13 protein-coding genes are annotated in these 24,537 nt (G+C 47.3%); 8 read left to right on the top strand and 5 right to left on the bottom strand.

Features of this window, described 5'->3' with window-relative positions; genetic code table 11:
• Nucleotides 1-14 precede the first annotated feature (14 nt).
• Nucleotides 15-2,183, bottom strand: a complete 2,169-nt coding sequence (locus NDK19_RS14585) for a carotenoid oxygenase family protein (protein WP_250632638.1) — start codon at nucleotides 2,181-2,183, stop codon at nucleotides 15-17.
• Between the two features lie 180 nt (nucleotides 2,184-2,363).
• Between NDK19_RS14585 and NDK19_RS14590 the strand changes: the two genes are divergently transcribed.
• Together NDK19_RS14590 and NDK19_RS14595 are read left to right on the top strand one after the other, a co-directional pair.
• The gene (locus NDK19_RS14590; protein WP_250632639.1) at nucleotides 2,364-3,020 is read left to right on the top strand and encodes a DUF2490 domain-containing protein; all 657 of its coding nucleotides are present in this window, start codon (nucleotides 2,364-2,366) and stop codon (nucleotides 3,018-3,020) included.
• A 22-nt stretch (nucleotides 3,021-3,042) separates the two neighbouring features.
• Entirely contained in the window at nucleotides 3,043-4,740 is a 1,698-nt protein-coding gene (locus NDK19_RS14595; protein ID WP_250632640.1) for a bifunctional metallophosphatase/5'-nucleotidase, read from the top strand.
• A 359-nt stretch (nucleotides 4,741-5,099) separates the two neighbouring features.
• Here NDK19_RS14595 and dnaE read toward each other — a convergent pair whose 3' ends face one another.
• Together dnaE and NDK19_RS14605 are read right to left on the bottom strand one after the other, a co-directional pair.
• The gene (dnaE, locus tag NDK19_RS14600; RefSeq protein WP_250632641.1) at nucleotides 5,100-8,594 is read right to left on the bottom strand and encodes a DNA polymerase III subunit alpha; all 3,495 of its coding nucleotides are present in this window, start codon (nucleotides 8,592-8,594) and stop codon (nucleotides 5,100-5,102) included.
• Between the two features lie 76 nt (nucleotides 8,595-8,670).
• A complete protein-coding gene (locus NDK19_RS14605) occupies nucleotides 8,671-11,622 on the bottom strand; it encodes a PD-(D/E)XK nuclease family protein (RefSeq protein ID WP_250632642.1) in 2,952 nt (983 codons plus the stop codon).
• Between the two features lie 141 nt (nucleotides 11,623-11,763).
• On the opposite strand from NDK19_RS14605, the gene NDK19_RS14610 reads away from it, so the two are divergent.
• A complete protein-coding gene (locus NDK19_RS14610) occupies nucleotides 11,764-14,799 on the top strand; it encodes a TonB-dependent receptor domain-containing protein (protein WP_250632643.1) in 3,036 nt (1,011 codons plus the stop codon).
• Nucleotides 14,800-14,941: 142 nt separating this feature from the next.
• A complete protein-coding gene (locus NDK19_RS14615; RefSeq protein WP_250632644.1) occupies nucleotides 14,942-17,035 on the top strand; it encodes a sensor histidine kinase in 2,094 nt (697 codons plus the stop codon).
• A gap of 2 nt (nucleotides 17,036-17,037) precedes the next feature.
• Here NDK19_RS14615 and NDK19_RS14620 read toward each other — a convergent pair whose 3' ends face one another.
• Nucleotides 17,038-17,826, bottom strand: a complete 789-nt coding sequence (locus NDK19_RS14620) for a class I SAM-dependent methyltransferase (protein ID WP_317207176.1) — start codon at nucleotides 17,824-17,826, stop codon at nucleotides 17,038-17,040.
• A gap of 145 nt (nucleotides 17,827-17,971) precedes the next feature.
• Here NDK19_RS14620 and NDK19_RS14625 point away from each other — a divergent pair, with 145 nt between their 5' ends.
• The 4 genes from NDK19_RS14625 to NDK19_RS14640 all read left to right on the top strand — a co-directional run bounded on the left by NDK19_RS14625 (nucleotide 17,972) and on the right by NDK19_RS14640 (nucleotide 23,447).
• Nucleotides 17,972-19,318, top strand: coding sequence for a Gfo/Idh/MocA family protein (locus NDK19_RS14625; protein WP_250632645.1), 1,347 nt, complete (start codon nucleotides 17,972-17,974; stop codon nucleotides 19,316-19,318).
• A 20-nt stretch (nucleotides 19,319-19,338) separates the two neighbouring features.
• Nucleotides 19,339-20,433 carry an alkane 1-monooxygenase gene (locus NDK19_RS14630; protein WP_250632646.1) on the top strand — a complete coding sequence of 365 codons (1,095 nt, stop codon included), beginning with the start codon at nucleotides 19,339-19,341 and terminating at the stop codon, nucleotides 20,431-20,433.
• A gap of 89 nt (nucleotides 20,434-20,522) precedes the next feature.
• Nucleotides 20,523-21,884, top strand: a complete 1,362-nt coding sequence (locus NDK19_RS14635; protein WP_250632647.1) for a DUF1800 domain-containing protein — start codon at nucleotides 20,523-20,525, stop codon at nucleotides 21,882-21,884.
• 42 nt (nucleotides 21,885-21,926) lie between these two features.
• The gene (locus NDK19_RS14640; protein WP_250632648.1) at nucleotides 21,927-23,447 is read left to right on the top strand and encodes a DUF1501 domain-containing protein; all 1,521 of its coding nucleotides are present in this window, start codon (nucleotides 21,927-21,929) and stop codon (nucleotides 23,445-23,447) included.
• Nucleotides 23,448-23,542: 95 nt separating this feature from the next.
• Here NDK19_RS14640 and NDK19_RS14645 read toward each other — a convergent pair whose 3' ends face one another.
• Nucleotides 23,543-24,409: a universal stress protein gene (locus NDK19_RS14645; RefSeq protein WP_250632649.1), complete on the bottom strand. Its 867-nt coding sequence runs from the start codon at nucleotides 24,407-24,409 to the stop codon at nucleotides 23,543-23,545.
• Nucleotides 24,410-24,537: the final 128 nt, after the last annotated feature.

Below are 24,537 nucleotides of genomic sequence, written 5' to 3' on the forward strand. Positions count from 1 at the left end.
ACAATAGTTGCCTGTTAAAAATTTGGATAGACGTATTGATTAAAAATTTGACTAATTTCTTGTCTGATTTGTTTGTTGCGTATTTTGCCAAGCATGTAATCGTAATCCTCCCTGATGTTGATTACATAGTCAGGGTTTGTATTGGGTTGTGCATCGGGCACCCATACGGTATGGATAGTAAACCCGAAGGACATATCGGGGTGGTTTAATTTGCAAACAGGCCCTTTGGCGAGGGCTGTGGCATCAAAAATCCAGATTTCAGGTTGGTAATCGTATGTGCCATCCGAAAGCGGATAGCCTACGGAAACCGTTGTCAGTATGTAACCATCTTTGTAGGGTGGTATATCGCTGCGAGGTTCGCTGCGAGGTACAAACTGCAATGACCAGAAGTAGGTTTCTTTGTCAAATGTGTAAAAATCATCTACTGTCATTCCTGCGGTTTCCAGACAAAAGAGGGTGTACTGCGAGCCTTGGCGCGTGGCTTCCAAAACCTCCGGTACAGGCACTTTGCGGTTGCGTTTGGGGTCGTCGTACAGGTTGCGAATAAATACGGTAAGCATATCGGGGCGGAGGCCGTAGCTCTGCCAGTACATATGCGTAATATCGTCTGTTGTGTTATCCGCCGAGCACATATCGCGGTGGGTGTATAAACCAATACCCCACGTGTGTGCTTCGCGGTTATTGGTATTGTAATAATATTTGCTGTGGTCGGCGAGGTAAGTTCCGTTCTTGGCATCCATTACTATGCGGCCTACTTGACCTACGTCCATTGCGCCTACGGCCAGCAACCCTACTTTGTCTTTGCGAATCGGTTGCTGCGGATTAACAGCCTCGCGGTCGTAGGAGCGAATCCATTCGGCAGGGCAGGCAGAGCAGTTATGTGCCGAAAACATGGTAATAATGCCATAAGGATTTTTATAGTTCACCGAAAAGTGAACGGTTTCTATCGGAATGACAATTTTTTTTGCCTTCACATGTTTTACATCGGGGCGCAGGTCTGCCCGATGCACCAGATAAATATCGGTTGAGTCTTGCTGTACGCCACTGGTGAGTTTGCGCATAAACGCATCTATATCTTCCTTGTCGGGAAACACGTTGTACAGCATCACATCCAAGCTAAACTTAAAAGCGGCATCAATCAGGATGATATAATCCTCGCTGAAGCCGATTTGGTGCATATTTTGGTCAATGAGCAAGCCGTTGCCGTCTTGGTCTGTAACTTCCCATTGCTGCATGGCGCCTTGCCCGTTCCATCTCATCAGATAAACTGCGTTTTTATTGCTGATGGACGAATCTATTTTGCCTAAAATTTTGGCTTTCAGCCAGTTCCATATTTTCTCCCAAACAGAATTTTGCGGAATGTATTTGTTTTCCAGTCCGCGGATAAATCCGGCCGCGCGGGTAAGAAAATCTTCGCGCGAGAGGTTTTCTTTTTCCACTATCCGCATAAAGTTGCGGATGCGCTCTTCCAATCCGTCGGGGTCGGTTTCCAGCCAACTAAAAATGGTCGTGGAAGCCATCAGTGCTTCATCGGTTTTGGTAAAGTTTACCGTAAACAACTCGCGGGTGCGCGGGTCAAATACAGGGTGTGCCGTTGTCAGCACCATGGCAAAAGGTTGGCGCATGAAAGGCGGCGTTCCGCCACGCCATTCTTTATTAGCGCCAATGGGTGTAATTAGGTTGAGGGTATGCGGGTCAAACTCAAAGGGGCGGCCTGCATCAAAAGTAGCCAGCAGGCGTGTGTGCTTATCATTGCCGAATTTGACAGGCTGAACGGCAGTGTTAATCTGATTTCGCGTTCCCATTTTAATGGAAATGCGCGCCAGCCCTAAATTCATGAAACCGTATTTTTTGTGCCAAACCGTGCCGCGCATCGTTGCTTCGTCGGCGTAATAGCAGGGAGTGCGCATCAGCCCCGTACTCAGCAGTACCTGACCTTTTTTTGTTAAATCAAATTTAAGAATTAAACCATCGCCGTTGATAACAGGTGTGCTGTATTCCTGCGCAATGCTGCCGTCCGAGTAGCGCTCCGTATAGGGAAGGCCGTTGGTATTAACCGTTCCCACGGCAGAGTTAATGAATACAAAGCCTTGTAAATCAGTAGGAACAGTTCCCTCTTTAACATCTAATGCGATTTGATTCAACTCTTTGCGGCTGGCAGCAAGCAGGGGGCGCGGAGACATAATTAGCTTGTTTGCTCAAATTTAAACGAATTGCGGGAATCTTGCATATATGAAATAAAGTTAGTACTATTACGCATAAATACATGTTTATATGAAAATATGTTTAAAGTGCAGGTCTGTATAACAATTCTAACCATTTATTCCTTGCTGATTTTTTCACCTGCCCATGCGCAGCTACATATGAACTGGTGGACAAGGTTGTCAATTACAACGCCCGTTAGTTCTGTTTTCTATACAGAGTTGGAAGGTCAGATTCGCCGTCAGAACAATTATTTTTCCGAATCGGGTTGGAATCCGACAACGGCACACTTAACCCACAGCCTTCGCTTGTTCGTTCATTACAGACCATCTGCTAAGTTTTCGGCAAGTATTTCACCGTTTACTTGGTTTGCATCAAGTCCCGTTATTGTTGCTCCTTCCGATGCAGAGGCACCATTGCAGCACGAAATTCGCCCGTCCATACTGGCTGAGTGGCAGCCGACACTTACGAACAAGTTATCGGCAGCAGCGCGTACATGGGTAGAATACCGCGATTTTCAGGGAACCCCCAATGACCTGGTGCGATTCAGGCAGCGGTTGGGGGTGCGTTACCGCATGGCTGATAAATGGCAACTTTTTATGGCCAATGAATTGCTGCTGCACGTATATGGTGCAGAAAAAAATCAGTTGTATGACCATAATCGCTTGATTTTCAATATTAATTATAAGCCCAATCCAAAATGGCGGATTGAGTTGGGTTACATGTATGCCAACCGATTGTTGCGCAATCGGATGCAATACATTGATGAAAGTAACCTTATTACACATTTCTATTACACACTGCCTAAGAAAAACTAATCACCATCTTTAAATAATGACAATGAAAAAGCAACATGAACGCAGGGATTTCCTCAAACAATTAAGTGCAATAAGTATTGGCGGCGCAACGTTTTCCGCGCTGCCTTTCAGTGCAGAGGCTCATCGGGAAGAAAAGCCGCAAGAAACTCAAAATCAGAACTTTACTATCAATTTATTGCAAACTACCGACGTGCATTGCCAACTGCACGCACACGACGAACTGTTCTGGGAAAACGGGAAAGCCGTTTTTCGCAAAGCAGGCGGTTATGCACACATGGCAACCTACTTGAATGAGTTTCGCAAAAAAAATCCGTACACTTTTTTAGTTGATACGGGTGATATGTTTCAGGGTAGTGAGCTTTCGGTTAAAACCAAGGGCAAAGCGTTGGTTCCTATCCTGAATCAACTGAACTACGACCTGTATCTGCCGGGCAACTGGGAAGTGGTGTATTACAAAAAAACAATGCAGCAACTGCTCGGCTCGCTCAATGCACCGAAGGTTTGTACTAATATGTACCACGACCTCGGCGACGGCAAAAAGGGTGAGTTGATTTTCCAACCTTACCATATTTGGCATGTAAACGGCATTAAAATCGGTTTTATCGGTTATACCGACCCGCTGGTACCGATTCGCCAATCTCCCAATTACAGTAAGGGGATTATTTATACACAGCCCGAAGAAAATATTGCCTATTATGTAGATGTATTGCGCAATCAGGAGCAATGCCATTTTGTCATTTTGCTTTCGCACTTGGGGCTTTCGCAGCAAATTCACTTGGCCAACCTGCCCGTTTGCGAAGGAGTGGACTATATTTTCGGCGGCGATACACACGAGCGCGTGCGCACACCGATTGTCTGCAAATATGCCAAAGTGGTAGAACCGGGGGCGTTTGGTTCTTTTGTAGGTAAGCTGGAATTGACCGTACAGAACGGCAAAATCGTAAAAGACGAATACGAATTAGTGGAAATCAGCAGCACACGCTACAAGCCCGACAAGGCAATGGAAGCGCTGATAGCAGAAAATGAGCATCCGTTTTTGGAAGACTTGCAAACCATTATCGGCTACAGCACGCTGCCGCTTTATCGCTATTTCGTTATTGAAAATACGATTGACACCATGATTCTGGATGCGCTGTACTGGAAGTTGCAGAAAGAATACAACGTAGATGTGGTGCTTTCCAACGGTTTCCGATTCTGCTCGCCGCGGGCTACTCCCGACAAAACAGGCAATATTCCGATTAACAGCGCCTTCTTGTACGAGATGTTGCCGGTGGACAGCACAGTGCGCGTGGCGCAGGCAACAGGCAGGCAAATCAGTGAATGGCTGGAAAAAGAGTTGAACAACGTGTTTGCCAAAAATGCTGCCGAACGCTTTGGCGGATGGGTAGTGAAATTTAAAGGCATGAAAATCACTTTCAACGCGCATGGTGAAAAAGGACAGCGGGTGCAAAGTGTTCTTATCAACAACGAGCCGTTAAACCCCGATAAGACCTATACACTCTGCGCCTGTGAACGCGACGGCGACCCCGAAGATGTACTTTGCCGCATGAAAGGTGTTAAAAATATGAAAAATACACCTTTCACGCTACACATGGTCATGAAGGATTATCTGAAAGCCAACAGCCCTGTAACGCCTAAACCTGCTGTTTCTGCTAAGGCTTTGGATGTGCCGCAGGATTTGCTCACACAGGTGCGCGGAGTAGATTACCAGTTTCAATAAGTCGTAAATTATTCAAAATCAAGCATTTAAACCTAATGGGTCTTAAAGACCCGTTGGGTTTTTTATAAGTTGGGAGAGCATTTTAAAACACACTTACAAATTTTTCAACCGCAAAGTCGCTGAGTTTTACACAATCGCGCTATTTTCTTACCCAACGCGAATTATTTGCTATTCAATTGAAAATCAGTGCGTTTTGCGCAAAAAAATCAAAACGACACCGCTTGCACGAAAATGTGATTCCGTGAATTGCATTTTTCCGATGCGGGTAAATTTGTAGGACAAGGCACGTATTGTCCCTCTATGGATAACATAGAGCTAAATTAAATTTTTTCAAGATTCTATCGCGAAAAAAATTCGCGTTACCCAATCATCCGATATTCCAGATTCAAATCAGCTAATTTTTGCAAAAACTCGTTGCCCGGGTTGATTTTATACCTGCGCGATACGCTTTCAACGTTCATGTTTTGTATTGGGTCAAAAACGGCTACTCGCAGCTCGCAAGTGCCCGCATGTTGCTGAACGGCTTGCTGCAAGGCATTGAGCATATCGGCGGAAATCTGTTGTACGTTGATGCGCAGTTCTAACTTGCGAATCATTTTTTCGCGGATATCTGCCAGCAGTTGAATTTGCGTCGGGCGAAATTCCCATACGCCAATTTGTCCGTAGCGCTCCTGTACTTTGCCTTTCAGGAAAAGAAACTGCCCCAACGAAAGCATGTAGCTGTGTTTCAGGTAATCTTCGCCAAAGAGGGCAAATTCCAGCGAGCCTTGATAGTCTTCGATGGTAAAAATGCCGAAAGGCTTGCCGTTTTTGCCTACGCGATTGTTTACGTTGGCAACAATGCCTGCAATTTTTATTTCTTGGCCTTTGAAATTTTCAATTTCGGTAACGGCACAGGTGCAGAAATTCTTGATGTCTTCGCGGAACTGGTCTAACGGATGACCGGAGAGATAAAAACCGACTACTTCTTTCTCAAATTTGAGTTTAATTAAATCCGTCCATGGCTCGCAAGGCGGCAATTTGGGTTTAGCCACCGTGCCGCCGCCACCGCCGCCAAAAAGGGAGGCTTGCAGCGAAAGTTTTTCGCTTTGTGCGGCATTGCCGTAGCGGATAATTTTTTCAATACCGGAACTGTCGCCTTCGGGCGTATGGAAATACTGCGCGCGGTGAATATCGGTAAAGCAGTCAAAACTTCCGCCGTAGGCAAGGCTTTCAAAGGTCTTTTTATTGACTGTGCGCAGGTTGATGCGTTCAGCAAAATCCCAGATGCTACTGAATGTGCCTTTTTCTTCGCGCTCCTGAATGATGCTATCCACGGCTGCCTCGCCCGCACCTTTAATGGCACCCAATCCGAAGCGGATTTGTCCTTTTTTGTTTACGTCGAAAGTGGCGGACGATTCGTTCACGTCGGGGCCTAATACGGTGAGCCCCATGCGTTTACATTCTTCAAGGAAGAAACTGATTTTGTCAATATCGCCCATGGAATGGGTCAACACCGATGCCATGTACTCGGCGGGATAGTTGGCTTTGAGATAGCCTGTTTGGTAAGCCACCACAGAGTAGGCCGCAGAGTGAGAACGGTTAAATCCGTACTCGGCAAATTTTTCCATGATGCCGAAAATTTCTTCGGCTTTATTTTGCGGAATGTTGTGCAGTTGTTTGGCTCCGGCAACAAATTTGTCTTTTTCCTTTGCCATTTTTTCCTTATCCTTTTTACCCATCGCACGGCGCAGCAAATCCGCGCCGCCGAGCGAGTAGCCGGCCAGAATCTGAGCAGTTTGCATAATCTGCTCCTGATAAACCATGATGCCGAACGTATAGCCAAGGATAGGCTCCAACAGCGGATGCGGAAACTCCACCTGTTCGCGGCCGTGCTTGCGGGCAATGTAGTTCGGGATGAACTGCATCGGCCCCGGACGGTAAAGGGCGTTCATCGCAATCAGGTCTTCTATGTTGGTGGGTTTCAGTTCTTTGAGGTACATCCGCATACCTTCGGATTCAAACTGGAAAGTACCTATGGTTTCGCCGCGCTGATAGAGTTCAAAAGTTTTGGGGTCGTCGTAAGGAATGCGGTCTATGTCAATTTCTTTGCCATGATTTTTCTTGATGAGTTTGATGGCATCTTGAATGATGGTCAGGGTTTTTAAGCCCAAAAAGTCCATTTTAAGCATCCCCGCATCTTCAATTACCTTGCCGTCAAACTGGGTAACGAGCAGGTCGGAGTCTTTGGCAACGCAAACGGGTATATAGTCTGTCAAATCTGCCGGCGCGATGATAACGCCTGCCGCATGGATGCCCGTATTGCGCACCGAACCTTCCAAGATTTCGGCACTTTTCAGAATTTCGGCGCGGAGGTCGTTGCCCTTGCGAATGGCTGCCAATTCGGGCACTTCTTCGTAGGCTTTGGCCAGTGTGGTGCCGGGCTTTTCGGGAATCAGCTTGGCTAACTGGTTGGTTTCCTCCAACGGGAAATCCAGCACGCGGCCTACGTCTTTCACCGACATTTTGGCCGCCATGCTGCCGTAGGTGATAATTTGTGCCACTTGATTTCTGCCGTATTTGTCCACCACATAGTCAATAACGCGCTGACGGCCTACGTCGTCAAAGTCCACGTCAATATCGGGCATGGACACGCGCTCGGGATTTAGGAAACGCTCGAAAAGCAAATTGTACTTAATCGGGTCAATGTTGGTAATGCCGGTGCAGTAGGCCACAGCCGAGCCGGCAGCCGAACCGCGCCCCGGCCCAACAGCCACACCTAACTGCCGTGCGGCGGCAATAAAATCCTGCACAATGAGGAAGTAGCCCGGGAACCCCATTTTTTTGATAATTTCCAGCTCAAAGTTGAGGCGTTCCTCTATTTCCGACGTAATGGTTCCGTAGTTGCGTTTGGCGCCCAAAAAGGTGAGATGACGCAAGTAGTCGTCTTGGGTTTGAAAACCTTCGGGCAGCGGAAAGTTGGGCAGCAGAATGTCGCGCTTGAGCTTTAGCTTTTCAACTTTTTCTACAATTTCGTTGGTATTGTCCAGCGCTTGCGGCAAGTCGCCGAACAGTTGGTTCATTTCTGCCTGCGACTTGAAGAAAAATTCGTTATTGGGGAAGCCAAACCGAAAGCCTTTTCCATCGCCAACGGGGGTGGAGCGCTTTTCACCCGTGTTGATACACAGCAGAATATCGTGCGGGTCTGCATCTTTCTGGTCAATGTAGTGGCTGTCGTTGGTGGCAATAATTTTGAGGTTGTACTTTTTGGCAAAACCGATGAGGGTTTGGTTGACGTCCTCTTGGCTGATACCCGTTCCGTCTATGTCGTTGATGTGGTGGCGCTGCAACTCTATGTAATAGTCTTCGCCGAAAAGGTCAATCCACCACTGCAACAGCTTTTCGGCTGCCTCTGCCCCCTGATGAATGATGGCTTGCGGCACTTCCGCGCCAATGCAGCAGGAAGTAGCAATCAGACCTTTGTGGTATTTCTGAATCAGTTCCTTGTCTATGCGCGGGTATTTGCTGTACAAGCCCTCAATGAAGCCCAGCGAACACAGTTTGGAGAGGTTGCGATAGCCTTCGGGATTTTTGGCCAGCAGCAGTTGGTGAAAGCGAATGTCTTTGCTGCCTTTGCCAAACTCTTTTCGGTGGCGGTCTGCCACAAGGTAAAACTCACAGCCTACAATGGGTTTTATGCCGTGCTTATCGGCTTCCGCTACGAATTTGAAAGCCCCGAACATATTGCCGTGGTCGGTCAGGGCAACGGCTTTCATGCCGTCGGCAGCGGCTTTTTTCATCATGCCGGAAATGCTTGCTGCGCCGTCCAGCAGCGAAAATTGTGTGTGGCAGTGCAGGTGTGAGAAGGATTGCATAGGCAAATGCGGTGTGCAAAAAGTGTATGTACACAAAATTACGCTTTATTTGTGCCAATCGGAATCGGCAGTGCTTTTACTCCTCCTCATTTTCCGAAACATTGCGTTCTGCAAACGAGATTGCGGGGTCTAACATTTCGTCAATGATTTTTTGGAGGAAGGTTTCCACATAAGTATTAAAATCGCTTATCGTTTGCGGTTCGTCGTCCAGTTTGTAGGGCTGAAAACCTTCGTTGAGTTTTCGGAAAAAGTAGAAGCCCGATGTTATGTTGAAATCATTGACCAACTGTGCGGCTTTTGCCGATGTTTTGAAGGTTGATTGATTTTGCAAATGCTTGATTAGCAGGTATTTGTAAATCAGCAACTGCACTACCTTGCTCTTTTGCGGATTGATGAATAACTCTTCCAAATTGGCAGCCGTCAGGTCTGTTTGGCTGAAAGTACCTGTTTTGTAGTCCACTACCCGCAGTTGGTCGTTGCAAATATCAATGCGGTCGGCTGTGCCCTTCAATAATACGGGAACGGTTTCGCCGGTAGCGAGCAACTGAACGTTAAGCGGAGTGCGCAAATCGGTTTCTTGTGCGAGCAACTCAAAAGGCGCATTGTCTTTTTCCTTGTTAAGGAATTGTTCAATTAGCCAGCCGGCGATGTATTTGAGCAGGTAGTTTTTGCCCTTGTCTGTAATAATGCCGCCTTTGATACGTGTAATGGCATCATTGAGCAGTTGGTCAAGTTGTTCGGGGTTGTTGGCAAGTTCGGCGATGGCTTCGGGGGTAAGGGTTTTCTGTTCGTAGTTTTTGAACAGGTTTTCCAGTGTTTGGTGAACCATTGAGCCGAAAGTATGGTCCATCATATCCTCTTCCATCTCGTTGGGTTCGCCCAAAGCAAGGATATATCGCTGAAAAAATGCCAGCGGATTGTCTATGTAGAGGTTGATGGCAGAGGGCGGAATACCTTTCTGCAAATATTCCCGCACCATTGCCAGCACTGCGGGCGTTTTTTCTACCTGCAAAACAGCGGCTGCTTTTTCGGGCAAGTTGAGTTGCAAACGGTATTGACGCAGCGTGATATTGTCGTATTTGGCAAGTTCGGCTTCCAATTGCGTAATGTAGCGGCTTTTTTCGGTCGTATTGATGCCCCTGCCACCTACCGCATCTACATACACAAGCGTTACATGGCGCGCATGGTGCAGCAAACGGTAAAAAGTATAGGCATAGGTTGCGTCGTTTTCCGTGTGGGTGGGCATACCGAACCGCTTGCGGATATCCATCGGGATAACTGAGCCAAACTGTTTGCCCTTGGGCATGATGCCTTCGTTACAAGAAAGAATAATCAGTCGCTCAAAATCCAGCGTGCGGCTTTCCAGCATCCCCATCAATTGCAGCGGGCTAAGTGGCTCTCCGGTAAAGGGCACCACAGCCCCGCGAATGGTTTCATAGAGAAACTGCTGCAAGGTGCGGGCGCTGATTTGCTTTTTGTAGTCTCCCAATACGCTCTCTATGCGTTTGAGCAGGGTGAAAAACTGCAACAGAAACTCATTTTCCAGTACGTTGTTTTCCCCGTCAAACAGTTGGGAAAGAACTTCGCACAGGTCAAAAAGGGCTTGCAGCGCTGTATCGGCGCGGTTGTCCCACCAGCGAAAGACCGTTTGATAGAAGCTCGTTCCTTCGCCCCATGCCAGCAGGGTTTCCAGCGGCACATATACCAGATTTTCTTTCTGAATATGAATCAGGTGCTCTTGTACTTTGTCATAGTCCTGAGCGAATCGGGTGGAATATTGCAGGTAGGGGTGGCGAAGCAGTTTAAAAATATCCCGAAAATAGACCAAACGCTGCCCGTTTTCGTCGGTTGCAAAGTTTGCCTGCATGGCAAACAGGTTGTCTATGAGGCTGAAAAATGGCGTTTTGTCCATGGAAAGCCCCATGGTAATGTTCAGATACTCTTTGGCGGGCAGTTCCACCCCGTTGATTGCCGCGGTCGGCAGGGCATACAGCACAGGCATCAACATACTTTCATCGGGCAACAATATCCCTACATAGTTGATGGATTGTTTAAAGTCTGCAATGCCTTCGGCAAGTGAGGGGGCGGCTTGTATTTTTTCAAGTATGGCTTTTTGCAACAGGTCGCCGCAGAGTTTTGCCTGCGTAACCTTGTTGCTAACAGCAATCACATCAATCTTTTTGGGTTCTTCGGTCAGCGTTTTGCCCCATTCATAGGCCGATGGAATCAATCCTTCGTTTTTATGCCGCCGCAAATACAGACCTGCCTCATGGCGAGGCTGTGCGGCGATGTAAAACTCATCGGTATCCCAATAGAACTCGGCAATGCCCAACCGCTTGAAGCGTTGAAAAATTTCCGTTTCGGCCGCCGCCAATTGGTTGAACCCTATGAAAAAGACTTTTTTCAGTTGCTGTTTTTCAGCAATTTGTTTGGCATTTTCTGCCACAATGCGGTAGGCCATACCCAGATAGGCGCTGCCTGCATCCAACAGTTTGCCCCGAAAATGGAAGTAAGTATTTTTCAGATATTGCCAAAATTGATAATAAGCCGATACCGTGCTGTTTTGTCCGATTTTCGCCTGTATGTAGGCGATGTCTTGCCCCAATTCTTCAGCCCATCGCTCAATAGCTTTGGCTTCCTCCACGTAGTCAAACAGTTTGTCAGCCTCTACCATATTTTTGTCAATTAAATCAAAATCGCGCAGCAGTGCAGCACCCAGCGGCGCGAATCTGTCTAAGTTATGGTTGGGGTCGGTATCAAAAAGTCGGTAGCTTTCATACAGCGAAAATAAAAGCGAAACATGGTCGGGGATGGTGAGTCCGGCGATGCGGGCTACAAAATCATCGGCGGCTAAAATTTCGGGCGCAAGGAACGAATGTGGAGCAACTTTTGCCAAATATTGCTTCATATACAGACATGCCCGACGCGTAGGAAGTATCAAATACCACGAAGTAAGTTCTTCCCAACCCCTTACAGAGATATGGTCTTCTAACAAACTATTGGCGACCTTTTCCAAAAATACCGACATAGGCGTAATGAAGCTCGCAACGAAATTATAAACATTCACCAGTAATATTTGCAGGTGTTTTGTTAGTTTGTCTATTTTCACTTAAAATTGAGAGACACAACCTAAATAACCAATCATTATTCATTCAAAACAGTGAAGAAAATGTTAGCAAAACTTACTAAACAGCTATGCTTTGCTTTGGGCATGGTGCTGCTGATGGCTGCCCAAGCAATGGCTCAAACAACCGTAACCGGTAAGGTAACGGATGCAGGCACGAAAGAAACACTTGCCGGCGTAAATATTAAAGTGAAAGACCGCGTGGTAGGTACTATCACCGATGGGAAAGGCAATTTCACACTGAAAGTAAACAGTGCGCCTCCGTTTACCTTGCAAGTATCTATTATAGGCTATCAGAGCAAAGAAGTTGAAGTTACTTCCGACGGTATGAACTTGGATATTGCGCTGAACGAGCAAACCATCATGGGGCAGGAAGTAGTGGTTTCCGCTTCCCGCGTGGAAGAGAGCGTACTGAAGTCGCCTGTTACCGTTGAGCGCATGGATATTATGCAAATCCGCGAAACACCGGCAGCCAACTTCTACGACGCTTTGCAAAATATGAAAGGCGTAGAAATGAGCACGCAGAGTTTGACCTTCCGCTCATTCAACACCCGTGGTTTCAATGCCAACGGCAACGTGCGCACGGTGCAAATGATTGACGGTATGGACAACCAAGCGCCCGGTTTGAACTTCCCCGTAGGTAACATTGTAGGTATCTCCGAGCTTGACCTCGAGACACTGGAACTGTTGCCCGGTGCAGCCTCTGCTCTCTACGGCCCGAACGCTATCAACGGTATCATTTTGATGAACTCCAAAAATCCGTTCCAGTATCAGGGGGCAAGTGCCTATGTACGCACAGGTTTGATGAGCGAGAAAAACCGTTTGAAACCCGGTACAGAAGATGCGCTGGGTGCAACAGGTATGGTTGATGCTGCCATCCGCTATGCCAAATCCATCAACGACAAATTGGCATTTAAAATAAACATAGGCTATTTGCGTGCCAACGACTGGCAAGCCTCCGATATCCGCGACCAGAGCTTGCTGAACGGTTTCAACGCTACCACAGGCAACCGCGCCAACAACCCGGGCTACAACGGCGTGAACACCTACGGCGACGAAAACAACGTAAACCTGTTTACTTCTCTGTTTGCCAATGGTCAACCGGGCACGGGTGCGGGCGGTACTTCGCCTTTCTTGGGTGCAATTGCCAGCTTCCGCTATCCTGCCGGAACGCCCGGCATTGGCGGTGCTTCGCTCACTCAACTGACAGGTCAAACACCTCAACAAATTTTTAATGCTATTATTCCGAATACATTCGTTTCACGTACCGGCTACAACGAGCGCGATTTGGCAGACTATACTACCAAGAGTGTGAAGTTTAACGGTGCGTTGCACTATCGCCTGAACGATAAGGTAGAAGCCATTTTGCAAGCCAACTTAGGTATGGGTACTACCGTTTATACAGGTGCTGACCGCTATTCGTTGAGCAACTTCACGCTGGCACAATACAAGGCCGAGGTGCGCGGTTCTAACTTTTATTTGCGCGCCTATACTACCCGTGAAAACTCAGGCGACTCTTATGCCATCGGTACATTGGGTTCAGGTATCAACGAAGCATGGAAACCAAGCACTACATGGTTCCCTCAATACTTCGGTGCATTCGGCGAGCGCGCCTTGGGTGCTTATGCCACCACTTTTGCAGGTGCTTTAGCACAGGGACAAACCCCTGCTGCTGCCGCTGCCGCTGCTGCCGCTGCTGCTCAAGCAGGTTTCAACACCTTCCATCAGCAAGCACGTGCCATAGCCGACCAAGGACGCTTCCTGCCCGGCTCGGCAGAGTTCCAACGCGCATCTGAAGCTGTTCGCAGCCGTCCTATTCCGGGCAATGCACAAGGCGTAGGTGCACGCTTTACCGACAAAACCAGCCTGTACCACTTCGAGGGTATGTACAACTTCTCTAATCAGATTAAGTTTGCCGAAATCATCGTAGGTGCCAATTACCGCATATATGCGCTCAACTCCGAGGGAACACTCTTTGCACGCCAAGATGACGGCAGCGAATTTAACATCAACGAATACGGCGGTTATGTACAGGCTTCCAAAAAACTATTTGAAGACCGTTTGAAATTAAGCGGCTCACTGCGCTACGATAAGAACCAAAATTTCAAGGGACAAGTGAACCCGCGTGCTTCTGCTGTATTGACAGTTGCCAAAGACCACAACATCCGCGCTTCTTATCAGACAGGTTTCCGTATTCCGACTACGCAGAACCAATATATTGACCTGTTGACTCCGCAAGCCCGATTGGTAGGTGGTCTGCCGCTGTTCCGCGAGCGCTATAACATGATTAACAACCCTGTTTATACGCTGCAATCTGTACAGGCATTCGGTGCTGCTTTGCAACGTGGTGTAGCTCCTGCCGAAGCTGCTCGCCTGCTGCAACAGTTCCAGTTCCGCGACTTCCAGCCTGAGCGTGTGCGTTCATTTGAATTTGGTTATAAGAGCTTGATTGCCAATAAATTGTCTATTGACGCTTATTATTACAACAGCACATTCCTGAACTTTGACGGTGGTGCAGTAGTTGTACAATCAAGAACCCCGCTGCCTGCCGGTGCATTACCGCTGACACTGTTGAGCGCCGACACCCGCAATGTTTACAGCTTCCCTGTAAACAGCGACCAGCAACTGACCAACCACGGTTGGGCATTGGGTGTAGACTATGCACTGCCTAAAGGTTTCGCTGTTGGCGGTAACGTTTCTTACAACGAACTGCTGAATACAGACAAACTGCCTGCAGGCTTTGAAACATCTTTCAACACACCTAAGTATCGCTATAACCTGTCGCTTTCTAACCGCAACTGGATTAAGAACGTGAGCTTCAGCGTAAACTACCGCTGGCAAGACCAGTTTGTATGGCAAAGCTCTTTCGTAGGCCCTGCCATCCGTGGTGCGAGCCAAAGCATTGTGCCTGCGTTCAGCACATTAGATGCACAGGTAAGCCTGAAAATACCTTCTGTTAAGTCTATCGTAAAAGTAGGCGGCAGCAACCTGTTGAACCAAAGCTATACACAAGCTTGGGGTAACCCATCAGTAGGTGCTATCTACTACATCCAAATTACTTTTGATGAGTTCCTTAACTAATTTCGGAAACTCATTGCACCGAAAAGCCCCGCCGTTTTTATGATGGCGGGGTTTTTTGTTTGATGATGTTTTGCCTGTTGTGCTGTAATATTTTCTCGTGAAAGTCGTTATCTTACGCTATTGATAAAACAACTTCTTCTGTATGAGGCATTTATACCTCATGGCCTTGGGGGCAATATTGGTGATGCTGCCTGCCCATGCCCGACAAACTGTAATTACGGCAAGCACGCAGGCAAGTGAAATTTCTCTCGGGAAATATTTTTACTATTTTGAGGACACTACCCGCCAATTACAACTGTCTGATATTCAAAAAATTGCTGCAAAGGGGTTGTTTAAGAAATCTGATACAGACATTCCTTATTTGGGCATGTCGGCTTCTGCATATTGGTTGAAATTTGATATAGATGCCGCATCATTTGCACAGGATGACTGGGTGCTTACGTGCGGGCTTGCAAGCTATTCCGATATATCGCTGTTCTATTTCAACGGGCAAACGTGGGAGAGTTACCGCACAGGCACTAAGTTTCCGTTTCATACACGCCCGGTCAGTTATCGTTTTTTTGCTTTTCCGCTGCGCATATACAGCGAAACAGGTACTGTTTCGTACTTTATACGCATCCAAACCGAACGGGCTTTCACGCTGCCGCTCAGTTTGCAACGCACCGCCCGCTTCATTGGCCATGTGATTTATCAGGAGTGGATTTACGGGGCTTATTTGGGCATTTTGCTGTTTTTCAGCATTTATAACCTGATATTGTTTTTGGCTTTTCGCGAGCGGACATTCTTGTTTTATGCCATCTACATTTTTTTCTCTGCTTTGCTGTTGCTGTTTTACTACGGCTACATTTTCCAGTTTTTCTTGCCCGATGTAGTTATCAACCCAAGTGTGGCCTTTTTCTATTCCATTTTGGCGCAACGTTGCGGATTAATTTTGTTGGTTATCAGTTTTTTTAACATTAACAAACGCGGCGGCAATACTTACCGCATTTTGCAAGGCTTACTCTTGCTCTATGTGTTGATATTTCTGCTCAGTTTTGTATTTCCGCGCAATATGCTCACTTCTTGGCAGTCCATGCTTTCATTGCTCACACTGGGGCTGACCACCGTTTACGGGTTTTACTTTTATTTTAAAAAGAAACTGAAGTATGCGCGGTTCTATCTGGCAGGGCACACGATTTATTTCCTTTTTGCCATATCTAACAATGTCAGTTTTTTTGATATCGGCCTGTTGCTGCCCAAGTTTATATTCATGCACATCGGCGAGGTGGGCATATTGATTGAGGCTGTATTTCTGGCACTTGCGCTAACGGATAAATACACGTGGGAAAGGCAGCAAATTGTGCGTGCCAAAGAAAAAGCACAGGAACAACTGATTAACATACAAAGGAAAATCAACGAGGAGTTGGAGCAAAAAGTGGCAGAACGCACTGCTGAGTTGCAGGAAACCAACGAAGAACTCCGATTGCAAAAAGAAGAAATCGGTATATTGAACAATTATTTGGAGCAGCAGGTTGCCGCACGCACCGAAGAACTGAACCATACCGTAAATCGTCTTATCCGACAGAATGAAAATTTGGAGCAGTTCTCCTACATCATTTCGCACAATATCAAAGCGCCGGTAGCGAGCATTAAAGGCTTGCTCAATATCTATGATACAAGCGAAATTTCAAGCAGCATCAATGCAAGTGTTTTTGAACACCTGCAAATTACGACCCATAAGTTGGATATGCTGGTAGGCGACCTTTCCGAAATACTGTCCATCAGAAACACCACTGATTTTCACAAGGAATGGGTTCATTTGGACAATCTCATCCGAAATTCGCTGGAACATGTGGCCGACCAAATCATGTTGCACAATGTGCACGTAGAGAAGCAATTGCTCACACAGGAAGTTTATACTTCCAAAAACTTTCTGCAATCCGTTTTGAACCACCTGATTGACAATGCGGTCAAATTCAGAGACCCCGAACGCCCCTTGGAAATTGTTATTAAAGCGGAAACCATTGACGGCAAACATTGCATTTCTGTCAGCGACAACGGTTTAGGGGTAGATATATCCGACGATTACAAAATTTTTGGGCTGTATCAACGGATGCATACCCATGTAGAAGGTAAAGGATTGGGGCTTTACTTATGCAAAACGCAAGTTGAGGCACTTGGTGGCTACATAAAAGTAGAAAGTACTCCCGGCGAAGGAAGTACTTTCTACGTATGGCTGCCGAACGATACCGATTGAGCTTATGCCGCTTTGGTAACAACGGCAAATAAATCTAAGCATACATCAGGGTTGCTGTCTAACGAAAAATCCTCTATGCCGATATTGCTGACTAATTCGTTGTCCTGATGCATCAACTTATTGCGGTTGATGCGGTTCAATATGTCGTAAGGAATCTGCAATACCTGACGCGGCAGTTTGTGCTGTAAATCAAAAATATCCCAGCGCATAATTCGCTGCACCGAGCGACGGTTTTGCTCGTGGTACTTCATCACCGCCTCACTGCCTTTTACGCCTTTCAGCTCTACCTGCCCCGGGAAATACTGTTCCAGCAATGCTTTTAGTTGAGCGGGCGTGTATTCGCGAACATGCCAAGGGTTGCGGGAGAGCGTATAGTTAATATTGGGTGTGCTGATGATGGCTTTACCCCCCGGTTTCAGTACACGCCTGATTTCGCGGAGGAATGCATGGTCATCTTCAATGTGTTCTATTACTTGCAGCGTAACTACCACGTCAAAATCATTATCTTTTACTCCTTGCAAGGGCGGAATAAAGCAGTCAATAAACGTAAATCTTGGATAGAGTTTTGACAAGTGGTTAAGCAATTGCGTATTCTTGTCAATGGCGGTGTAGTGCTCGCAGCGGTTTGCAAAAACAGTAAGCCCTTTGCCTGTTCCGCAACCCACTTCCAGCAGGTTGCCGTGCACCATTTCCGCCGCTTTTTTGTAGGCAAAAAACAAGCGATTGTTTAACACGTTATCGCTTGCAATTTCGTAGGAAGTAACCTCAGAGGTTTTGAACATTTTTTCCATCAGCAATGATGTTATTACATCGGCTGCAAAGTTACGCAGCTTTTCCGTCTGCTTGCGCCGTTGTTTTGTTTTTTGGTTACTGCATCCGATTTCGGCTGAAAATCACTAACTTTCAATCAATCTACATTAGCTATTCCACCGAACAATGAAAACGAAAAAACTACACTCGCGCCGCACATTTGTCAAAGCCTCTGCGCTGGCTTCGGGCGGCTTGCTTGCTATGGGTATGCCTTGGGGCGCATATGCCCGCCATGCCGATGATACCATTAAAGTAGCACTCATCGGTTGCGGCGGCAGGGGAACAGGCGCTGCGGCTCAGGCACTTTCCGTAAAGCAAAATACGAAGCTGGTAGCCATGGCCGATGCCTTTGCAGACCGCCTCGAGGATTCGTACAAAGCCCTCACTGCCAAATCGTTCAAAGACTGGACAGGCACAGAAGTAAACGTTGCCTCCAAGGTAGATGTTCCCAAAGAGCGTCGTTTTGTCGGGTTTGACGGCTACCTGAAAGCCATTGAACTCGCCGATGTGGTGATTTTGGCTACACCGCCCGGTTTTCGCCCCGCGCACTTTGAGGCGTGCATCAAAGCGGGCAAGCATGTGTTTATGGAAAAACCCGTGGCAACCGATGCCCCCGGCGTGCGCAAAGTGCTGGAAACCGCCGAACTCGCCAAGCAGAAAAAGCTCAACGTGGTGGTCGGCTTGCAGCGACACTACGAAACCAGCTACCGCGAAATGATGCAGCGCATCCACGGCGGCGAAATCGGCGATATTGTGGCCGGACAGGTGTACTGGAACAACGATGGCGTATGGGTGATAGACCGCAAACCCGAATGGACGGAAATGGAATATCAGATGCGGAACTGGTACTATTTCAACTGGCTTTGCGGCGACCACATTGTAGAGCAGCACATCCACAATATTGATGTGTTCAACTGGGCTAAAAATGCCTACCCAGTGCGTGCGCAGGGAATGGGTGGCAGGGAAGTTCGCACCGGTAAACAATATGGCGAAATTTTTGACCATCATTTCGTGGAATTTGAATATGCGGACGGTACGATACTCAACAGCCAGTGCCGCCACATCCCCGGCACAATGAGCCGCGTTTCGGAAACCATCATCGGTACGAAGGGGCGCGCCACAACTCACAATAACCACGTTATCACCGACCTGAAAGGCAATCGCTTGTGGAGTTATCGGAAGAAAGAAAAAGAGCTGAATCCTTATCAGGTAGAACACGACGAACTGTTTGAGGCAGTCGCCAAAGGTGAATTTAAGTTTCAGGATGCCGAATTTGGCGCAAAAAGCACGATGACAGCCATTTTGGGACGCATGGCTACTTATTCGGGGCAAGTGATTACATGGGAAGAAGCCTTGAACTCCAATATTAATCTGATGCCCGACAAGCTCGCATGGGATGCACTGCCCAAAGTCCTGCCCGACGCAAACGGCCTGTATCCTGTGGCAATTCCCGGCAAAACAAAAGTTGTGTAACAAAAAACCTCTTATGCGCTATGAATATTGGTAAAAAAATCGGCTTTTTTTCTGCTTTTATCATTCCTGCTTTGGTTGTGGCCGGATTCTACATCGGTGGATGGTGGAATTACATGTCGGCCGTATTTGTGTTCATTCTCATCCCCTTGATTGACGCACAAGTGGGGTTAGACGATGAAAACGTACCCGAAAGCGAGGTTAAAATCGTATCGGAAGAATTTTACTATCGTTTTGTAACCTATGTATGGACGTATTTTCAGGTGGCATTCCTGCTCTGGGCAATGTGGCAAATAGCGGTTCACCCGTTTACAACAGCCGAACTGATTGGCTTTGTGATAGGCGTTCCCTTGGTAACAGGTGGCATAGGTATTACCGTAGCACATGAGTTAGGGCATAAAAAGCCTGCCATTGAGCGGCTGTATGCACAAATTTTGCTGCTGACCGTCTGTTACATGCACTTCTACATTGAACACAACAAAGGGCATCACGTGCATGTAGGTACGCCCTTAGACCCCGCTACCAGTCGCCGCGGTGAAAATTTTTACGCTTTCTGGTGGCGTTCGGTCAGTGGCGGCTACCTGAGCGCATGGCGGCTTGAAGCCGAAAGGCTGCGCAAGAGGGGGCTTTCTCCTTATTCCCTGCAAAATATGATGATATGGTACACTTTGCTGCCGTTTGTTTTTGGCATTAGTGTAGCATGGATATTCAGCCTTTGGGCAGGTCAGGCGGCCTTTTGGCCTGTACTGGGTTTCTTTCTGATACAGAGCGTGCTTGCCTTTACTTTGCTCGAGTTGGTTAATTACATTGAGCACTACGGCATCCTGCGTCGCGAGGTAGCCCCCGGACGTTACGAAAAAGTGAATACCTTACACTCGTGGAACGCTAACCAACTGATTAGCAACTTTTTCTTGTTCCAATTGCAGCGTCACTCCGACCACCACGCCTATGCACACAAGCGCTATCAGGTCTTGCGGCATATTCCTGAAAGTCCGCAACTGCCCGCCGGCTATCCTGCCATGATTTTACTGGCGATGGTGCCGCCGCTTTGGTTTGCTATTATGGATAAAAAATTGGATGAGTGGCAGCGGGCATACGGTCGCGCCTTAACAACCTGAAAGTGCCGTTCCATAAGGGGATTTTTGCAAAATTTTGCACTTAAACACTTTTTTCTATAACTTTACAAATATCAATAACCGACAGACCTATGCCGCCCGTATGGAATGTTGCCAATGCAAAGCATTTGTTAGCCCGAACTTTGTTTGGCTACACAAGGCGCGACTTGGAACAGGCGCTCTCTACGTCGCTCACCAATTTTGTCAATAATCAATTGTTGGCCAACCTGCCTGCACCGGCTCCTCCGGGTGCATGGATTAGGGAAGCGCCTGTTGCCAACAACGGGACGGTTGACCGCCAACGCCTGCAAGAAATGCGTCTTTGGTGGCTTGGACTCATGGCGCGGCAAGGCCTGAACATTCAGGAAAAAATGGTGCTGTTTTGGCACAATCATTTTGTGTCGGAATCGTCCAAAGTGCAATATCCGCAGTACCTCTACGAACAAAACCGCCTGACCCGACAATATGCGCTTGGCGATTTTCGCGAATTTACCAAAGCAATGACCATAGACCCTGCCATGTTGATTTATTTGGATGGCAGAACCAATACGCGAAGCAGTCCCAACGAAAATTATGCGCGCGAATTGCTGGAATTATTTACAATCGGCATTGGGCACTATACCGAAGCCGATATTCGCGAAGCCGCCAAGGCGCTTACAGGCTGGACGGTGAACGGTTTAAATGCTGTTTTTACACAAAGCAGATTCAATACGGAAACCAAAACCTTTTTGGGCAGACGCGGCAATTTTGGCTATCGGGAAATTGTGGACATCATATTTGAGCAGGCAGAAACCGCACGCTTTATCTGCCGCAAACTCTACAAAGAATTTGTCTATTATCAACCCGATGAGGCCTTTGTGGAACAAATGGCTGATGTTTTTCGCCGCAACAACTATCAAATCAGACCGGTTTTGGCTTTTTTGTTTACCTCCGACCATTTCTATGAACCGCGCTTTAAAGGTGTCAAAATCAAGTCGCCCGTAGAGTTGGCCATCGGGGTTATCAAACAACTGGAACTTACGGTCAATGACTTTTCCTACCTCAACGAAATGACCCGCAGCCTGCAACAGGAGCTCTTTGAGCCTCCCGATGTGCGCGGTTGGGAAGGACAACGCAAATGGATAACCTCAACCACCTATCCGAACCGCAACGTATTTACCGATACGCTGATAAACGGTAGGCGCACCAACGGACAAACGCTCCCGTTTCGCTTGAATGCTCTTACTTATGCCCGCAGCTATCGCAATGCGGAAAATGCTGCCCTTTTCGTCAGAGAAGTAACCGATTTCTGTCTGGATTATCCGCTGACAGACAGCCGTCGGGCAAGTCTTCTGGAAACGCTGCTGAGCGGTACAATTGCAGCCAACTGGTCAACGTCGCTGGCAATGGCAGATACTCGCATTTTGTCGTTTTTACGCGCCATGATGCGCTTGCCGGAGTATCAGTTGTGCTAAACTCTATTTTGTCAAATTTTACACCACTTGCCCGATGAGCCTATGAATCGCCGAGATTTCTTATACCAACTCAGTTTTTTAACAGGCGGCGCCACAGTTGCCATGAGCGGCATCCCCTTGCGGGCATTTGCGCACCCGCTTGTACCCGATGCGGCAACTGCCAATGGCAAAATCATTGTGTTGTTGCAACTCAACGGCGGCAATGACGGCCTGAATACCGTTATTCCGTTTCGCAATGATATTTACTATCAGAAACGCCCTACCATTGCCATCAGGCGAGAAAATACCATTGCCTTAAACGATGAAATAGGGCTGCATCCTTCTATGCGCCTGCTCAAAAACCTGTACGACAAGGGGCAAGTCAGCATTGTGCAAAATGTTGGTTATGACAACCCCAATCGCTCGCATTTTCGCTCTACCGATATTTGGTTGTCAGGTTCAGATGCCAATGAGTTTCTTTACGATGGGTGGACAGGTCGCTATTTGGCACAGGCATTCCCCGAGTTCCCCGGCAAATTTCCCGAACATCCGATGGCTATCCAGTTGGGGGCGGTAGAGTCTATGCTGTTGCAAAGTCAATGGGGTTCTATGGGCGTAGTATTTGACAGCCCAAGTGCCTTTTATCAGTTGGTATCGGGCAGCCGTGCCGACTCAGACCCGCCGCCGCCGACCATTGCAGGCGAAGAGCTCAGATTTTTGAAAGGAATTGCGGCTCAATCTATCCAATACGCCAACGTAATTAAGGCGGCAGCCGACAAAGCACAAAATCAGGTAACATATCCCAATACGAACATTGGCAGGCAGTTAGCCATTATTGCCGAACTGATTGGCGGCGGTTTGCAAACCTCTGTTTACTTGGCAACACTGGGTGGATTTGATACACATGCCGGGCAGTTGCCGCTACACGCCAATCTACTGACACAGTTTTCCGAAGCCGTAGCCGCTTTTCAGGCAGACCTCGAAAAATTAGGTGTTGCGGAGAAAGTAGTACTGATGACATTTTCCGAGTTTGGCAGAAGGCTCAACGAAAACGGCAGCGCAGGAACCGACCACGGTACGGCAGCCCCCTTGTTTGTGATTGGCAAAAGTGTCAGAGGCGGTATTTACGGCGATGCGCCTGCACTCAATGATTTGGATAATGTAGGCGACATCAAGTTTCGTTATGATTACCGACAAATTTACACCGCAGTTCTTCGCGACCACCTCGGGCTTACGAATGCCGATATAAAAAAGGTGCTGGAACAGCGCGATTTCAATGCACTGCCTATTTTCAAACGCAACACTCCGCCATTGGCTGCCGATGTGCTGTTTGAGTTATATACTAATGCGCCCAATCCTTTTTCCGAAAGCACCACGATTGCCTATAAACTTGCTAAAAGCATGGATATCAGGCTAAGGGTTTACGATTTGCAGGGGCATGTAGTTGCCGTCTTGCATGAAGGCATACAGGATGCAGGTATGCACGAAATCCGTATGGAGCGTGCAGGAATGGCCGCAGGGGTTTATTTATGTGCGCTGGAAGCCGAGGGGCAACGCGCCGTAAAGAAAATGTTGGCTTTATAGAGGGCTGTATGTATTTATTGCAGGCTCCGACAAACAAAATACCCGACAGGCAAACCACCTGCCGGGTTACTGCAACAGACCTATAGAAAAAACACTTATTGGCTGAATGTAAGAACAGAACGCCCCGACTTTTTGGCTACCTTTTCAGTCAAATTGCCAAACAAGAAGTGCGCTAAGCCGTTCCGGTCTGAGTTGGTCATAGCTATCAGGTCGGCCTGTACCGATTCGGCAAATTCCCGAATGGCCACTTCCTTATTTTCACCCGAATAGATATTGGCGGTATAATTCAAAAATCCGTGGCGCATGGCAAATGCGGAAATGATATCCAGATTTTCCTTTTGCCATTCTACATCGGACTTAGGCGGAATAATCTTCACAAAGTGGACGGTAGCCCCAAGCAATTGCTGTATGGTTTTTAGGTGGTCAATCGTTTTGCTTGATATATTCTTAAAATTGGAGGCAAAAACTACATTGTTAAAATCAAGCGTTCGCTGCTTTTTCTTGACAGTAAATACAGGCACTTTTGCCTGATGGATAATTTTCTCTTCCATCTGGCTGCGGGTAATGTCTGCCGCCGATTCACCGTCGCTGTGGGAGCCCAAAACAATTAAATCAGCATTTTCGGCTACAATAAAATCGGCAATGTCTTTGGTAAATTCATCAAATACTATCTGTTTGCGAATGCGCAACTCCGGATAGCGATTAACAAAAGCCTGCAATTTATCTTTGGCCTGCACAACCATTTTTGGCAGGTAGGTTTGCGCCATATTTACTTCTTCCGCCGCCTCTTCGGCTGTTATTATGCGTTTTGCTCCTGAAAACAAATGTGCCAGCGGCATATCTATCACATGAAATAGCAATAATTCTGCATGGCTGCGCCTGGCAATAAGGGCTGCCACCTCAAAAGCGTTCTCCGATTCTTCGGAAAAGTCCATCGGAATCAAAATAGTGCGCAGTTTCATGGTGTTATAGTTTAGTGTAAAAATCGGTAAAAACTTACATTTGAAATGATAAGTGCAATATAGGAATAAAAGTGCACTTTATCAAGTTGTAATTGGATTTTATTTCCAAATACCTTCAACTGCTCTAA

Source organism: Rhodoflexus caldus, from assembly GCF_021206925.1.
GTDB lineage: Bacteria > Bacteroidota > Bacteroidia > Cytophagales > Thermoflexibacteraceae > Rhodoflexus > Rhodoflexus caldus.

What these genes read in the sequence shown, in the direction of transcription:
- NDK19_RS14585 (WP_250632638.1), bottom strand. Translation starts at nt 2,183, where the DNA reads ATGTCTCCGCGCCCCCTGCTTGCTGCCAGCCGCAAAGAGTTGAATCAA.
- NDK19_RS14590 (WP_250632639.1), top strand. Translation starts at nt 2,364, where the DNA reads ATGAACTGGTGGACAAGGTTGTCAATTACAACGCCCGTTAGTTCTGTT.
- NDK19_RS14595 (WP_250632640.1), top strand. Translation starts at nt 3,043, where the DNA reads ATGAAAAAGCAACATGAACGCAGGGATTTCCTCAAACAATTAAGTGCA.
- dnaE (WP_250632641.1), bottom strand. Translation starts at nt 8,594, where the DNA reads ATGCAATCCTTCTCACACCTGCACTGCCACACACAATTTTCGCTGCTG.
- NDK19_RS14605 (WP_250632642.1), bottom strand. Translation starts at nt 11,622, where the DNA reads ATGTCGGTATTTTTGGAAAAGGTCGCCAATAGTTTGTTAGAAGACCAT.
- NDK19_RS14610 (WP_250632643.1), top strand. Translation starts at nt 11,764, where the DNA reads ATGTTAGCAAAACTTACTAAACAGCTATGCTTTGCTTTGGGCATGGTG.
- NDK19_RS14615 (WP_250632644.1), top strand. Translation starts at nt 14,942, where the DNA reads ATGAGGCATTTATACCTCATGGCCTTGGGGGCAATATTGGTGATGCTG.
- NDK19_RS14620 (WP_317207176.1), bottom strand. Translation starts at nt 17,826, where the DNA reads ATGGAAAAAATGTTCAAAACCTCTGAGGTTACTTCCTACGAAATTGCA.
- NDK19_RS14625 (WP_250632645.1), top strand. Translation starts at nt 17,972, where the DNA reads ATGAAAACGAAAAAACTACACTCGCGCCGCACATTTGTCAAAGCCTCT.
- NDK19_RS14630 (WP_250632646.1), top strand. Translation starts at nt 19,339, where the DNA reads ATGAATATTGGTAAAAAAATCGGCTTTTTTTCTGCTTTTATCATTCCT.
- NDK19_RS14635 (WP_250632647.1), top strand. Translation starts at nt 20,523, where the DNA reads ATGCCGCCCGTATGGAATGTTGCCAATGCAAAGCATTTGTTAGCCCGA.
- NDK19_RS14640 (WP_250632648.1), top strand. Translation starts at nt 21,927, where the DNA reads ATGAATCGCCGAGATTTCTTATACCAACTCAGTTTTTTAACAGGCGGC.
- NDK19_RS14645 (WP_250632649.1), bottom strand. Translation starts at nt 24,409, where the DNA reads ATGAAACTGCGCACTATTTTGATTCCGATGGACTTTTCCGAAGAATCG.